Annotated in this window: 9 protein-coding genes; 5 read left to right on the forward strand and 4 right to left on the reverse strand. The window is 56.3% G+C overall.

The window, feature by feature from the left end:
• Window positions 1-220: 220 nt before the first annotated feature.
• On the forward strand, window positions 221-2533 hold the full coding sequence (locus SJI03_RS09825; protein WP_322427032.1) for a diguanylate cyclase: 2313 nt from the start codon (window positions 221-223) through the stop codon (window positions 2531-2533).
• 126 nt (window positions 2534-2659) lie between these two features.
• On the opposite strand, the gene purL is transcribed toward SJI03_RS09825, so the two are convergent.
• Both purL and SJI03_RS09835 read right to left on the reverse strand, forming a co-directional pair.
• Window positions 2660-6697, reverse strand: a complete 4038-nt coding sequence (gene purL / locus SJI03_RS09830; RefSeq protein ID WP_322427033.1) for a phosphoribosylformylglycinamidine synthase — start codon at window positions 6695-6697, stop codon at window positions 2660-2662.
• A 193-nt stretch (window positions 6698-6890) separates the two neighbouring features.
• A complete protein-coding gene (locus SJI03_RS09835) occupies window positions 6891-7955 on the reverse strand; it encodes a GGDEF domain-containing protein (RefSeq protein ID WP_322427034.1) in 1065 nt (354 codons plus the stop codon).
• Window positions 7956-8303: 348 nt separating this feature from the next.
• Here SJI03_RS09835 and SJI03_RS09840 point away from each other — a divergent pair, with 348 nt between their 5' ends.
• A complete protein-coding gene (locus SJI03_RS09840) occupies window positions 8304-9929 on the forward strand; it encodes a tetratricopeptide repeat-containing response regulator (RefSeq protein ID WP_099376909.1) in 1626 nt (541 codons plus the stop codon).
• A gap of 128 nt (window positions 9930-10057) precedes the next feature.
• On the opposite strand, the gene SJI03_RS09845 is transcribed toward SJI03_RS09840, so the two are convergent.
• Entirely contained in the window at window positions 10058-10951 is an 894-nt protein-coding gene (locus SJI03_RS09845; protein ID WP_322427035.1) for a LysR family transcriptional regulator, read from the reverse strand.
• Window positions 10952-11175: 224 nt separating this feature from the next.
• Between SJI03_RS09845 and SJI03_RS09850 the strand changes: the two genes are divergently transcribed.
• The 3 genes from SJI03_RS09850 to SJI03_RS09860 all read left to right on the forward strand — a co-directional run bounded on the left by SJI03_RS09850 (window position 11176) and on the right by SJI03_RS09860 (window position 14074).
• Window positions 11176-12267: an alpha/beta hydrolase gene (locus SJI03_RS09850; RefSeq protein ID WP_322427036.1), complete on the forward strand. Its 1092-nt coding sequence runs from the start codon at window positions 11176-11178 to the stop codon at window positions 12265-12267.
• 102 nt (window positions 12268-12369) lie between these two features.
• On the forward strand, window positions 12370-13491 hold the full coding sequence (locus tag SJI03_RS09855; RefSeq protein ID WP_199534268.1) for an MFS transporter: 1122 nt from the start codon (window positions 12370-12372) through the stop codon (window positions 13489-13491).
• Between the two features lie 238 nt (window positions 13492-13729).
• Complete coding sequence (locus SJI03_RS09860) at window positions 13730-14074, forward strand: cyclophilin-like fold protein (RefSeq protein WP_322427037.1); 345 nt, start codon at window positions 13730-13732, stop codon at window positions 14072-14074.
• Between the two features lie 241 nt (window positions 14075-14315).
• Here the strand turns inward: SJI03_RS09860 and SJI03_RS09865 are convergent, their stop codons facing one another.
• The gene (locus tag SJI03_RS09865; RefSeq protein ID WP_322427038.1) at window positions 14316-14966 is read right to left on the reverse strand and encodes a TetR/AcrR family transcriptional regulator; all 651 of its coding nucleotides are present in this window, start codon (window positions 14964-14966) and stop codon (window positions 14316-14318) included.
• Window positions 14967-14976 lie beyond the last annotated feature (10 nt).

The following is a 14976-nucleotide window of genomic DNA, read 5'->3' on the forward strand; positions in this document are numbered from 1 at the left end:
TAGCAAAACTAACATTTCAACTAAAATTCATGCCTTTTCAGTTGCAAAGTAAACAACCACATGGCAATATAAGTCATATGAAGTTTAATTTTTAAACCGAAGTGGAAATCATTTATTTTTACGTTTATATGTACAAGAACATAATTTCAATAATTAATAACAAGTATTAATCACAGTGTGATATTTGAAAATTTCATTTAATACATTATAGAAAGAAAAAATGAAAATAGAAAAATTGCAATTTTTGAAAATTGAAATAGAAAAAGATTTTTTTGAGGAGCAATTCCAATTTTCTCTCTATTTTGAGAAAAATGAAAAATGGTATTCTCTCAATGAAAATAGAGAAGCAACGGGCCTTGAATTTACCAGCATCAATATTTCCAAGAATGAAGAAATTGCATATCATAAAGCTCGTACCACATCTGCTTGGTATTTTATTCTAGATCTTAACTGTGCTTTAGAAATAAAATTTCCAAGCTCTCCAAAAATTGAAAAAAGAAAAAAATACAAAGAAAAAATAGATTTAATTTTAGAGCGTGCTGAAAATTCCTTTAAAGTTACACATAACCCTCTAACATTGCTTTTGGCACGAGATGCCTTCTATTGTGCGCTTTCAAATGCAATTAAATTAGTTAACGCTATGGTCCCAGGTGCTCCTGATGAACAAGAAATTGCGCCAAGGTCTACATTGGCAGCTTTTGCGCTTGACATTGATTATTTCAAACAAGTAAATGATACTTATGGCCATATTTACGGCGACCAAATTCTAAAAATTTTCGCAAAGCGACTAGAGACTACTGCGAATAAATTAAAAGAAAAATTTCCCGAAAAAGCTACCATCACCCTTGGACATCCATCAGGTGAAGAATTTTTAATATTAATATTTGGAAACAACGACATAGACGAAATTTTATCTTTCGCCGATCAATTTAGAATTGATATAGCCGATGAGGCATTACCGTCTGCCGAAGAGTGGGATTCCCTCTTAAAACAAGAAAATTTATCAATTATAACGCTCCCGCCAATTCAAGAAAGATCAATAAAAACAAGTATTGGGGTAGCTATACATTCCTTAACTGCGTTACCGAGTTCAGGAGTTGACGAAGTAAAATTTCTTTTGGATAGAGCAGACACCGCATTATCCAAGGCAAAAGCATATGGAAAGAATCAGGTCGTTTTATTTGACAAGATTATAGAGTCTTACGGTCGTGTTCTTGAACAAGAAAAAAACACACGGGTAGTTGCAATTGACATCGGATCAGATGTTGGCGTTACCGCAGGGCAAGAATTTACCGTTTATCCCCCAACATTCACTGGCAACAAAAAATTTAGCATTAATGATGGTAGAACAACTAGAGTAATTGGCGTCTATCCAAAAGTTCCATTAACACGTATTACGATTTTTAATGTTCAACCAGAATTAGCTTTTGGCTATATATCTAACTCTGAGGAGAAATTTTTAGATATAGAGTCAGGATCGAGCTTAGAAGCTATCCCCATAGGTAGCATCGCTAACATACTTCCGTATAGCTCGAAATATTTTACATCGTCTATCGATTCACAATCCATAACTGACATTTCCACGTTGAAAATATTTGTGAAAGAGCAAAGCGAGAAAAAACATAAACCTTTTGCCGTAATATTTAAATTTATCAGGGATCAGGAATATTTAAAAAAATATGGAGGGGCTGCACTAAATGTGGCAATTACTCAGCTATATAGGAAAACATTGATAGAAATGCAGTCAATAAATAATATTAGTTTATTGGACGCATCATCATTATGCTTTGTTGGGTTGCAGTCACAATACAATGAAGAAAATATAAATAATATAATTGATAATTTTTGCAATGACTTTCCAGAGTTAGGTATAGCATCAGGAATTTTTTGCCAAGCCGACTTGGAGGAATGGGCGAAAAACAATAAAACCATACTTGATTCTCAATTTTCAATTGAATTTGCGCAATTTGCAGCATCCGGCTACGGTCGACTACCAGGAAGTAAAATTACCCACTTCAACCATCAAACAGCATTGAGATTATTGCGAACACAAAAAGATGCCGCAACTTTAATTACAGCAAAAACAGATTTTGAAAATCTCAAGAAATTAGGAGTCATCACATCAGACATATTAAATTTTGGAGGGCTAATTTATTCTGGCCTTAAGGATAAAGAAAAGGCACTAGAACATTATGAACTCGCCATAATTAAGAATCCAAAGAATCCAATATTCAGAAGCAACCTTGCTCTGATTACTCGGCAAATGGGAGACACAAACAAAAGTTTAAACATGCTCAATGCGATTAGTGATGAAGACATAGAGAAATTAATAACAAGCCATCACTATGGAATTTTTGTATATGCCATTACATTAACAAGAGAAATAATTAATAACCCAAAAGCAAAAACAAATGAAAAAAGACTTAAAAGAGTAATCTCTTCCGCTTTAAGTTACGATGAATACAAAGAAAAATATTTGAAAGATCGAGATTTAATGAAAAACATACTAGAAAAAACAAACAGCTTAGAATGATAAGCCAGAACTATCGAACTTGAAGTTCATAGTAACGATGTAAAAAAGCCACTATCTACCGATAGTGGCTCTCTAATTCTTATCTTATATGCATGTTTCTGGGTGCAGCGTCACTACAAAAAATGATTACCCCACAAACTTCCGCGCATTCCTGAACATGCGCATCCACGGTGAATCCTCGCCCCACGCTTCAGGGTGGTAGGACTGTTGAACACTGCGGAACACACGCTCCGCGTGCGGCATCAGCACGGTGAAGCGGCCGTCTGGCGTGGTGACGGAGGTGATTCCTTCCGGCGAGCCGTTCGGGTTGTACGGGTAGGCTTCCGTGGCGGCGCCCTTGTTGTCGACGAAGCGCATGGCTTTGCTGACCTGGGTGATGTCGCCCGTTTGCGAGAAGTCGGCGTAGCCTTCGCCGTGGGCGATGGCGATGCCGGCTTGGGTGCCGGCCATGCCGTTGAAGAAGATCGATGGCGAATCCATCACTTCGACCATGGCAAAGCGGCCTTCGAATTTCTCCGACTTGTTGCGCGTAAATTTAGGCCAGGCGTGGGCGCCAGGGATGATGGATTTCAGGTTGCTCATCATCTGGCAGCCGTTGCAGATACCGAGGCCGAAGCTGTCCGTACGGTTGAAGAAGCGCGCGAACTGTTCCGCCAGGCTGGCATTGAACAGGATGGTTTTCGCCCAGCCTTCGCCCGCGCCCAGCACGTCGCCGTACGAGAAGCCGCCCACGGCGATGACGCCCTGGAAGTCGTCCAGTTTGACGCGGCCGGCAATCAGGTCGCTCATGTGCACGTCGACAGCCGTGAAACCTGCCTGGTGCATGACGTAAGCCGTCTCGATGTGCGAGTTGACGCCCTGCTCGCGCAGGATGGCGACACGCGGACGCACGCCGGTGGCGATGAATGGCGCGGCGATGTTGTCGTTCTGGTCGAAGGTGACGATCGGCGACATGCCCGGATCTTGCGCGTCCAGCAGGCGGTCGTATTCGGCGTCCGCGCAGGCAGGATTGTCGCGCAGGCGGGCGATGCGCCAGCTCGTTTCGCTCCACAGGCGGTGCAGTTCGGCGCGCGGCTGGGTGTAAATCAGCTTGGCGTCGCGCGTGAATTCGATCACGTCGCGGTCGTTCAATTTGCCGATGATATGGCTGCAGGCGCCCAGGTTGAAGGTGCGCAGCACGTCCATGACGAGCGATTTTTCTTCCGCGCGCACCTGGATCACGGCGCCCAGCTCTTCGCTGAACAAGGCGCGCAGGGTCAGTTCGTTGCGGCGTTCCGCTACCTGGCCCGTCCAGTTCTTGGCGTCGCCCCAGTCGCTGGAATGCTCGCCTTCCATGGTCAGCATGTCCAGGTTGACGGACATGCCCGTGTGGCCGGCAAAGGCCATTTCCGTCAGGGTGGCGTACAGGCCGCCGTCCGAACGGTCATGGTAGGCCAGCAGCTTGTCGTCGCTGTTCAGTTTCTGGATGGCGGCGAAGAAGCCTTTCAGGTCTTCCGCGCTGTCCACGTCCGGCGTTTCATTGCCCAATTGGCCCATGACTTGCGCCAGGGCGGATGCGCCCAGGCGGTTCTTGCCGCGCCCCAGGTCGATCAGGATCAGGGATGTATCGCCCTTGTCCGTTTTCAGCTGCGGCGTGAGCGACTTGCGCACGTCCGTGACTGGCGCGAACGAAGACACGATCAGCGACACTGGCGACGTGACGGATTTCGCCGCGCCCGTGCTGTCGTCTTTCCACGTCGTGCGCATCGAAAGCGAATCCTTGCCGACGGGGATGCTGATGCCCAGCGCCGGGCACAGGTCCATGCCGACGGCTTTCACCGTGTCGTACAGAGCCGCGTCCTGGCCAGGCTGGCCGCAAGCGGCCATCCAGTTGGCGGACAATTTGATGTCGGAGATGTCGCTGATTGCTGCGGCGGCGATGTTGGTGACAGCTTCGCCCACGGCCATGCGGCCGGAAGCTGCAGCGTCGATGACGGCCAGCGGCGTGCGTTCGCCCATGGCCATCGCTTCGCCCAGATAACCTTCGAAGCTCATGGTGGTGACGGCGCAATCGGCCACCGGCACTTGCCATGGTCCCACCATCTGGTCGCGCACGGTCATGCCGCCCACGCTGCGGTCGCCGATGGTGATCAGGAAGGATTTGTCGGCCACGGTCGGCAGCAGCAGCACTTTTTGCGCCACGTCCTTCAAGTCCATGCCCGTCAAGTCAATCGCCGGGAAATCGTTGGCCACGTGGACCACGTCGCGCTGCATCTTCGGCGGCTTGCCCAGCAAGACGTCCATCGGCATGTCGACCGGTTCGTTACCGAGTTCCGGGTCGATCAGTTTCAGCTGACGCTCTTCGGTGGCCACGCCCACGGCGGCGAACAAACAGCGTTCGCGTTCGCACATGGCTTTAAACAGTGGCAGGCTTTCCGGCGCGATGGCCAGAACGTAGCGTTCCTGCGATTCATTGCTCCAGATTTCCTTCGGCGCCATGCCCGATTCTTCCAGCGGCACTTTGCGCAGGTCGAAAATCGCGCCGCGCTTGGCGTCGTTGGTGATTTCCGGGAACGCGTTCGACAAGCCGCCCGCACCCACGTCGTGGATCGAGATGATCGGATTGTCCGCGCCCATTTGCCAGCAGGCGTTGATGACTTCCTGGGCACGGCGTTCCATTTCCGGATTGCCGCGCTGGACGGAATCGAAGTCCAGGTCGGCCGTGTTGCTGCCGGTGGTCATCGACGAAGCGGCGCTGCCGCCCATGCCGATGCGCATGCCGGGGCCACCCAGCTGCACCAGCAGGCTGCCGACGGGGATGTCGTTCTTGTGCGTGTGCTGCGCCGAGATATTGCCGATGCCGCCAGCGATCATGATCGGCTTGTGGTAGCCGAATACGGCATCTTTGTCGACGCCGACGTTCTGTTCATACGTGCGGAAGTAACCGCCCAGAACTGGACGGCCGAATTCGTTCGAGAACGCGGCGCCGCCCAGCGGGCCTTCGATCATGATTTGCAGCGGCGAGGCGATGCGTTCCGGTTTGCCGTATTGATCTGCATCAGTACGCGAAGCCAGCGGCGCCGTCACGGAGGCGGCCGTTTCCCAGCTGCGCACGGCGTCCGGCAGCGACAAATTCGATACGGTGAAACCCGTCAGGCCAGCCTTAGGCTTGGCGCCGCGGCCCGTCGCGCCTTCGTCGCGGATCTCGCCGCCCGCGCCTGTGGAGGCGCCGGGGAATGGAGAAATGGCCGTCGGGTGGTTATGCGTTTCCACCTTCATCAGGGTGTGCGTCAGTTCGGTCGACGCCGCATATTCGTGGCTGGCGCCGCGCGGGTAGAAGCGCGAGACCGTCGCGCCTTCCATGATCGAGGAATTGTCGCTGTAGGCGACAACGGTGCCCTTCGGCTGCAGTTCGTGCGTGTTCTTGATCATGCCGAACAGCGACTTCGGTTGCGCCACGCCGTCGATGGTCCAGTCGGCGTTGAAGATCTTGTGGCGGCAATGCTCGCTGTTCGCCTGCGCGAACATCATCAGTTCCACGTCCGTCGGGTTGCGGCCAGCCTTGGTGAAGGCGGCGTCCAGGTAGTCGATTTCGTCTTCCGACATCGCCAGGCCCAGTTCCGTGTTCGCCGTTTCCAGCGCTGCCTTGCCCTGCCCCAGCAAGTCGATCGATTCGAGCGGGCGCGCTTCCAGGGTGCGGAACAGGTCCTTGGCGTCGTCCGCGCTGCGCAGCACGGATTCCGTCATGCGGTCGTGCAGCAGGTCGGCCACGGCCTGTACCTGCTCGTCCGTCAATTTGCCGGCGCCAATGGCGCTGCCCAGGATGCCCGATTTCAGGTTGATGCGGAAAGCGATGCCGCGTTCGACGCGCTTGATGTGCGCCATGCCGCAGTTGTGCGCGATGTCGGTGGCTTTCGAGGCCCACGGCGAAATCGTGCCGAAACGGGGGATGACGAAGAATTCTTCGGCAGCGCCTTCCGTATTGTCAGCGTGGGCCGGCTCGCCGTACGTCAGCAAGGCGCCAAGGCGCGTGCTGTCGTCATTGCTGAGAGGCGCGCTGGCATCGATGAAATGGACATAGCGTGCTTGTACGGCAACAATCGCAGGCGAGACGGCTTGCAGTTGGCTTAACAGACGGTGGCTACGGAAATGGGACAGGGCATTGGAACCCGGCAGTATCAACATGATTGGAAGGTGGTTGATGCAGCGTGGCTGCGGGTTAAAGGTAGGTATGACAATATCTTTCGTACGGCAAATTTCCTTTGCGCGCATTATACCCGTTTTACCCCTGCCTTATGACCGGAACTTGGGGCTTTGCCACCCTTTTGCCCCGCACAGCGGCAGTTTTTGACACGGCAACAACACCCTCAGGCTTACCTCAGGCGATCACATAGCGATTCTTGCCCTGCCGCTTGGCCAGGTACAGGGCCTCGTCGGCCAGCCGGTAGCTGTGGCCCAGTTCCTTGCCCCGGTCCAGTTCGGCCACGCCCACGCTGATCGACACGAACTGTGCCGCATGGAAGGCCGCGCTGACGGCCTCGACCAGGCCGCCGGCAAAGGCGCCCGCATCCTCGCGGCTGCCCGCGTAGACAATGCCGAATTCCTCGCCGCCCAGGCGCCCGCACAGATGGCCTTGCGCCTTGTCCGCGATGATGGCGGCCGTGCGCACCAGTACCTCGTCGCCCGCGTCGTGGCCCTGCTGGTCGTTGATGATCTTGAAATCGTCGATATCGATCATCAGGAAATACAGCATGCCGCCCTGCGGCGCGCCATGCATCTGCTGCGCGCGCTGCGTGAACATGCGGCGGTTGTTCAGGCCCGTCAGGCTGTCCTGGAAGGCCAGCCGCGTCAATTCCAGCTTGGAGTGATAGTTGCGCAATCGCAATAAACTGAAGCTGACATTCAGCGCCAGCCCGAACAGCACACTGACGGCGATCATCAATGGGGCCCAGGACTGGTCGGGCAAGCCTGCGTTGACGGGATACAGGCCGTGGCCCACGTTCCACCACACGCCGGCCACCACGGCCAGGTAGCTGAGGCCGCCATTGAAGATGGAGGCGATGGCCAGGGTCATGAATACGCCCACGGGCAAGACCCAGAAGCTGGCGTGATGGACGGCATCGGCCATGGTGCGCAGGCCAAAGGTCAGGGTCAGCACGGCGCAGGCGCCGGTAATGGTCAGCACGGGCAAGGTGGTGCAGCGGTAGCGCACGATCAGGCTAGTCAACATGCCCAGCAGCGCCAGCACGGCGTGCGAGAAGTTCGGATGATAGGGCTCGGGCATCATCAGCCAGGTCAGGCTGTAGGCAATGATGCCCAGCAGCTGCGTGACCATGCCGACCCGGTGCAGCTCCGAAAAATACGTATGCTGCTGTTCGCTGTTGCCGCCAAAGGCAAGGGGGACGGCAATGCGCCGCAGGGAAGAAAGGTCAGGAACACGCATACGGGTATCGACACCAGAAAGAAGAAAAGCGCCCGGTACAGCCTTGCGCATGCCTGGCCGCAAGATTGCGCGGCATCCAACACTAGTTGTAATTAGGATACTATCATGCTAGTCAACTATGTGCTGAAATTTGCGCCCCGTCAGCCGCGCACCGGGCGTCGTCGCCATGAAATACAACGCCGCACGCCACCGGAGGCGTCCTGCGCCCTGCCCCGCGCCCGATTGCATGCATTTTGCTGGCAGTGTCGACCGGCTTTGCAGTATGCTGATAAAAAATAGTAATGCCAGGCAGATACATATATAAGAAGAGTTCCCGCAATGACCGAACAGATGAACGAGAGCTGAACAATGCCAGAAACTAGCGATTTATCTGTCCTGATCGTCGACCCGAACCCCAGCATGCGGGGCAATCTGCACAATATGCTGAACCAGGCGGCCATCACCAAGGTGGAATATGCCGTCAATTCCGGCACGGCCATCCGCCTGCTGACGAAGAAACCGTTCGACATCATCCTGTGCGAATACGATCTTGGTAGTGGCACGGACGGCCAGGATGGCCAGCAATTGCTGGAAGACTTGCGCCACCACAAGCTGATCGGGCTGTGGACGATCTTCATCATGCTGACCTCGGAAGCCATCCACAGCAAGGTGATCAGCGCGGCCGAGCTGACCCCGTCCGACTACATATTGAAACCGTTCACCGTCGATGTGCTGAGCGGACGCATCGCGCGCGCCATCGAGCGGCGCGCCATGTTCCTGCCCACCTACCAGCTGATCGACAAGGGCGACTTGCGCGAAGCCGTGAAAAGCTGCCGCGCGGCCGAGCTGCAGCACCCGCGCCTGGCGGGCGATTTCGTCCGCCTGCGCGCCGAGCTGCATATCGCGCTCGATGAATGGAAGGAAGCGGAACAGCTGTACGGCGACATGCTGGCCACGCGCCCCATGGCCTGGGCCCACCTGGGACTGGCGCGCACCCTGTTCGAGCAGCAGCGCCACGAAGAGGCGCAGGATGCGCTGCTGGAACTGGTGGAGGTCTATCCCCGCTTCATGGCCGCCTATGACCTTCTTGCGAAGAACCATGAAGCCATGGGCCAGCAGCTGCAGGCGAAGAAAATCCTCGAGGACGCGGTGGCCATCTCGCCGCACATGGTGCGCCGCTTGCGCCACCTGGGCGGCATCGCCTATGACACGGGCGACATCGGTGCGGCCGAACGGGCGTATAAACAGGTGGTGACGAAAGCGAAGTACTCCGAATTCCGCGACCCGGAAGACCACGTCAACCTGGTCAAGACGCTGGTCAAGAAAGGCGATGCGCCGCAGGCGAGCGGCGTGCTGCGCGACATGGAGCGCTCGCTGCGCGGCGGCGCCAACGTGGAAGCGTGCCGCGCCATCTCGGCCGCCATGCTGCATGAACTGTCGGGCAACGACATCGCCGCCGCTGGCGAACTGCAGCTGGCCGCCGCCGCCCTGGACACGGCGCGCGGCCTGTCGACGCAGCTGAAGGTGGGCCTCGTGCAAAGCTGCCTGAAAAACAACCTGGAGCAAGCCGCGTCCGACGTCATGATGAAACTCGTCAACGAGGCCGACAGCGATGTGACGATGGAAGCGGCCGTCGACGTGTTTGAAAAAGCGGGTCGCCATGATCTGGCGCAAGGCATGGGCCAGCAGATCACGAACCAGGTGCAGGAACTGATGCAGGATGCGGCCAGCAAGTCGGAAAGCGGAGAGCTCAAGGGCGCCGTCTTCGTGCTGCGCCAGGCCCTGCGCAAGACGCCAGGCAACCTGCCCGTGCTGTTCGCCTCCGTCGACGCCATTTTGCGCCAGCTCAACATGCTGGGCTGGGAAGCCCCGCTGGCCGAACAGGCGCAGCACCAGATGCAGGTGATCCGCAAGATCGATCCCAAGCATCCGCAGCTGGAGTCGCTGAAGCAGCAGTATGCAGCCACGCAACACAAGTATGGTATCGCTACTTGACACTATTACAAACCGATTGAACGCCCGCAGGCGGCCAGAAGCGGACGGCCAGAAAGATGGGCTGTATGTTGCCGCGCCTCGGACACATCAATTTAGGTGCGGTCTGATCTGACGATCGGCTCCTTGGCCTACTCCTTGTGACGAATAGCTTCGACAACAATCCGAAGCGCCCTCGATTCGTGGCGGCGGCTGGGATAGTAGGCATGGAGGCCAGGAAACTTCCCGCACCAGTCTTCCATGACGCTGATTAATCGGCCTTCCCGTATGTGCCCCGCCACCAGGTCTTCCGTGACAAACGCCAGGCCATTACCGCTCAAGGCCGCTTGTACCATGGGTACGGCGCTGGTAAACACGGCCTGGCCGCGCACCCGGGCTTCCACGTTGCGTCCATCATGCTGCAGTTCCCATGCGTAGATGCCGCCACTGCTTGCCAGCCGCAGCGTGATGCAGTTGTGCTTCATCAAATCTTGCAAATTGGCAGGTTGCGCATGCCAGGAAAAGTAGCCAGGCGAGCCAACAATCATGGTTGGAATGTCGGGCGTGAGCCGCACGGCAATCATATCCTCCGCCACCTGGTCTCCATAGCGTACTCCGATGTCATAACGGTCCGCCGCAATATCGATCAGCTTGTAATCGGATTGAATCTCGATATTCAGATCTGGATATTGGGGCAGCACCGGTGCCAGCCTTGGCCACAGCAGAGTATCAACAACATGGTCGATGGCAGTGATGCGCACAGTACCCGCCGGCTTGCCATTCAAATCGCTGACAGCAGCGATTTCAGCATGCACCTCATCAAGCCGCGGCGCGACATTGCTCAGCAGGCGCTCGCCTGCTTCGGTCGGCGAAACACTCCTGGTCGTACGATTGAGCAGCCGCACGCCCAGCCGGGCTTCCAGATCCCGAATGATGTGACTGAGAGTGGACTGGGACATGCCTAGCTTGATGGCGGCACGGGTGAAGCTGCGTTGGCGAGCGACTTCGAAAAATATAAGAATATCAATAATATTATCTCTGGCCATTTGAACAATTCCTGAAGCCGGCTGTTAAGGGTATCCCGTCGTATTGCCTTGCAAGCGATGATACCAACTGGAATGTGCGATTTTTAATATAAATATACAGAGTATTCATGGCTCCTGCACATATGCCTGTTCGAGATTTCGGTGCGCAGGTGCCTTAAGCGCGACGTACGATGCACGTCAACGCATACCAAGTGCCCCATACCTAACGAACTGGAGAAGCAGACATGACCATTGATGATGTTGCACGCCGTGATTTCCTGAAGACTGCTGGCACCGGCATGGCCGTGCTTGGCAGCCTTTCCGTTGCCGCTAGTCCAGCGTTTGCCGCCAGTAACCGGCCAGTGCCGGACATGTCGAACAACGCTGACAACTTCTACAGGAGCGCAACAGTCGCTGCGCGCAAGGTCAGTTTCAACAACCAGTATCAGATGCAGATCGTCGGCGATCTGTTCATGCCCAAGGATCTCAACCGCAATACCAAGCATCCCGCGATCATCATCGGCCACCCGATGGGCGCGGTAAAGGAGCAAAGCTCGAATCTGTACGCGCAGAAACTGGCCGAACAGGGTTTCGTCACCCTGGCCATCGATCAGTCGTTCTGGGGCGAAAGCGCCGGCCAGCCGCGCAATACGGTAGCGCCGGACATCTACGCCGAAGCCTTCAGCGCGGCGGTGGACTACCTGGGCACCCAGACATTTGTCGACAGGGAACGGATCGGCGTGCTCGGCATTTGCGGCAGCGGCAGTTTTGTCATCAGTGCCGCCAAGATCGATCCGCGCATGAAGGCGATTGCCACTGTCAGCATGTATGACATGGGCGGGGCCAACCGCAATGCGCTGCACCACTCGCAAACGCTAGCGCAGCGCAAGCAGATCATTGCCGAGGCGGCGCAACAGCGCTACGTGGAATTTACCGGCGGCGCCATCAGGTACACCGGTGGAACCGTGCACAAGCTCGATGGGAATACGCATCCAATCCAGCGCGAGTTCTACGACTTCTATCGCACCTCGCGCGGCGAGTTCACGCCAGCAGGGTCGTCGCGCGAACTGACGACGCACCCGACGCTGGCCAGCAACGTCAAGTTCATGAACTTTTATCCGTTCAACGACATCGAGACGATTTCCCCGCGTCCCATGCTGCTCATCACGGGCGACCAGGCGCATTCCCGGGAATTCAGCGAAGAGGCTTACCGGCTTTCGGCCCAGCCCAAGGAACTGGTGGTCATTCCAGGCGCCGGGCACGTCGATCTGTATGACCGGGTGAAACTCATCCCTTGGGAGAAGCTGAACGCATTCTTCCACAAGAATCTGGCATAGGCGCATACCATGACAGCACCAATAAGCAGCATGCCTCCAGATGGCATGCAGGGGCATGCTGACGCTGGTACGCAGGTGGCCATGTGGGGCGGGGTCTTCGCCATGACGCTGTGCGTTTTCGCGCTGATCGCCTCGGAATTCATGCCCGTCAGCCTGTTGACACCCATGGCCAGGGATCTCCGCGTCAGCGAAGGACTGGCCGGACAGGGAATTGCCATATCCGGGGCATTCGCCGTGCTCACCAGCCTGTCGATTTCCACAATCGCCAGGAGCATGAATCGCAAGATGCTCCTGCTGGGGTTGACTGCACTGATGGCCGTTTCCGGGGCCGTCGTCGCGATGGCGCCGAACTATGTCCTGTACATGGCGGGACGTGCGCTGATCGGCGTGGTAGTTGGCGGCTTCTGGTCTTTGTCGGCCGCCACCGCGATGCGCCTGGTGCCCTCCCGTCAGGTGCCGCGCGCGCTGGCCGTGTTCAATGGCGGCAATGCGCTGGCGACCGTCGTCGCCGCGCCCTTGGGCAGTTACCTTGGGTCCATCATCGGATGGCGTGGCGCTTTCTTTTGCCTGGTGCCAGTGGCCATGGTTGCCTTTGTCTGGCAGTGGATCAGCCTGCCTTCCATGCCGCCCCAGGCTGACTCGGCGGCCTCCCGAAACGCCTTCAAACTGCTTCGGGATCCGAAGGTTGCCCTGGGCATGCTGGCTGTCAGCACGTTTTTCATGGGGCAGTTCGCCTTGTTCACCTATTTGCGCCCATTCCTTGAAAGCGTGACGCGCGTAGACATATCCACGCTGTCGCTGATACTGCTGGTGATTGGCGTTGGCGGCTTTATCGGCACCACCGTCATCAGCAAGTGCCTGAAGTGGAATTTTTCCCGGACACTGGTTGCCATTCCCATCCTGATGGCAATGATCGCCGTGACGCTGACCATCTTTGGCAGCAAGGTTGCAGCCGTGACGGTACTGCTCGGCATCTGGGGCGTTGTCGCGACCGCTGCGCCGGTGGGCTGGTGGTCATGGTTAGCTACAACGCTGCCGCGCGAGGCAGAGGCAGGGGGCGGGTTGATGGTTGCCGTCGTGCAACTCGCCATCGCCCTCGGTTCCACGATCGGCGGCTTCCTGTTCGACAAGAGCGGATATCAAAGCACGTTCATTGCCAGCGCCGCCGTCCTGCTGCTGGCTGCCTTCCTGACCTCGCGCTCGCAAGCGCTGCAGGCAAGCTGAGCCTTCTACCAACGAAGGGGCAAACAATGATTACACGCAAGCTAGCGGTTCGCAACGGCGCCCAGCATCAGTAACCAGCATGAGCAAGCGCCGCCTATCCGGAGGACTGCATAAGCTGGGCCTGTTGCTATGCTTGCTACCCTTCGGCGCTTGCAAAGCCCGACAGCCGTCCGCGTCCGTGCCATTCGCTCTTGCCCCGGTTGCGGCTAGCGCATCCCTGAGGCCCGAGGGGGCGCGCATGTGGATGGTCGTTGGGGAACGTCGCTTCGTCATCACCTTGTCCGACAACGTGACCGGGCATGCATTTGCCGAGATGCTGCCGCTGACACTGGATATGGCCGAACTCAACGGAAACGAGAAGCATGCAGATCTGCAAAAGGCGCTGCCGGCTAACGCGAGCAGGATGGAAATGATCAGCAATGGCGACCTCTTGCTGTACGGTTCGAAGACCTTGGTTGTCTTCTATAAGGCATTTACTTCACCGTATTCCTACTCAAACGTTGGTCGCGTGGCAAATCCGCTTGGGCTGGCCCATGCACTGGGTGAGCACGGCGTTAGGGTCCAGTTTCTTGAATATAAATGAACGCCCACAAGGCTTGCATAATGACCGCTTTGGGCGAAAGCAGACGTACACGGCGGAAAGCAATGCTGCCCGATAAGCTCAGGCCCTTTTCGCTGCTCATTTTCCAGTACATCTGCCATCGCAGAAAGGCGCTCTGCCACATCCCTGTCGCGCAGATCGGATTGACAGGGCCGCCGAGGCACCCAAGCGTGTAATCCGAGCAGCACCCCAACCTTGTTGTCGGATTACTGGCCTCCCTGGCCTAATCCGCGCTGAGCTCCACCCTCGCCACCCTTGCCACCACCAGCTCGATCAGCTCCGCGGTCAAGGGCCGGAAAGTGGCCGCACTGCCGCCCTGCCCCAGCATGACGGTGCGCGTGGTCAGGTGTGAAAAGACAGCGTCGAAGAGGATCTGCGGCAGGTTGGAAAACGAGGTATCGGGCGCGATACGGCCCTGGGTACGCTGCTGTTCCAGCAGGCGCAGGATCAGCGCGTGCCACACTTGCGGGCCGTGTTCGTACCAGGTGAGGCCCACGGCCGGCACGGCGGCGGCGCCCGTGACGACGAGGCGGTAGAAATCCACGTGGCGGGGGCTGGTGACGACGGCAACCAGTTCATCGAGGATCAGCTGCAAGCCCTGCTCCAGGCCCGCTTGCGAGGTATCGAGGCGGCGCAGGTCGATGATGAAATCGGCGCACAGGTATTCGACCACGGCCACCAGCAGGTCCTGCTTGCTGCCAAAGTAGCGGTAGGCGGTGGCTTTCGAGCCGCCCGCCTCGGCCACGATGGCATCCATGCTGACGCCATCGTAGCCCGAGGCGAGGAAGAGATCCGCCGCCGCCGCCAGCAGCTTGCGCCGCCGCTCCTCGCTTCGGGTACTCGGGGAAGCTGGAACGGTGCGCAACTGGGGCATGAAGCAAACT

This window comes from Janthinobacterium sp. GMG1 (assembly GCF_034427795.1).
Classification (GTDB): domain Bacteria; phylum Pseudomonadota; class Gammaproteobacteria; order Burkholderiales; family Burkholderiaceae_D; genus Janthinobacterium.

What these genes read in the sequence shown, in the direction of transcription:
- SJI03_RS09825 (WP_322427032.1), top strand. Translation starts at nt 221, where the DNA reads ATGAAAATAGAAAAATTGCAATTTTTGAAAATTGAAATAGAAAAAGAT.
- purL (WP_322427033.1), bottom strand. Translation starts at nt 6,697, where the DNA reads ATGTTGATACTGCCGGGTTCCAATGCCCTGTCCCATTTCCGTAGCCAC.
- SJI03_RS09835 (WP_322427034.1), bottom strand. Translation starts at nt 7,955, where the DNA reads ATGCGTGTTCCTGACCTTTCTTCCCTGCGGCGCATTGCCGTCCCCCTT.
- SJI03_RS09840 (WP_099376909.1), top strand. Translation starts at nt 8,304, where the DNA reads ATGCCAGAAACTAGCGATTTATCTGTCCTGATCGTCGACCCGAACCCC.
- SJI03_RS09845 (WP_322427035.1), bottom strand. Translation starts at nt 10,951, where the DNA reads ATGGCCAGAGATAATATTATTGATATTCTTATATTTTTCGAAGTCGCT.
- SJI03_RS09850 (WP_322427036.1), top strand. Translation starts at nt 11,176, where the DNA reads ATGACCATTGATGATGTTGCACGCCGTGATTTCCTGAAGACTGCTGGC.
- SJI03_RS09855 (WP_199534268.1), top strand. Translation starts at nt 12,370, where the DNA reads ATGACGCTGTGCGTTTTCGCGCTGATCGCCTCGGAATTCATGCCCGTC.
- SJI03_RS09860 (WP_322427037.1), top strand. Translation starts at nt 13,730, where the DNA reads ATGTGGATGGTCGTTGGGGAACGTCGCTTCGTCATCACCTTGTCCGAC.
- SJI03_RS09865 (WP_322427038.1), bottom strand. Translation starts at nt 14,966, where the DNA reads ATGCCCCAGTTGCGCACCGTTCCAGCTTCCCCGAGTACCCGAAGCGAG.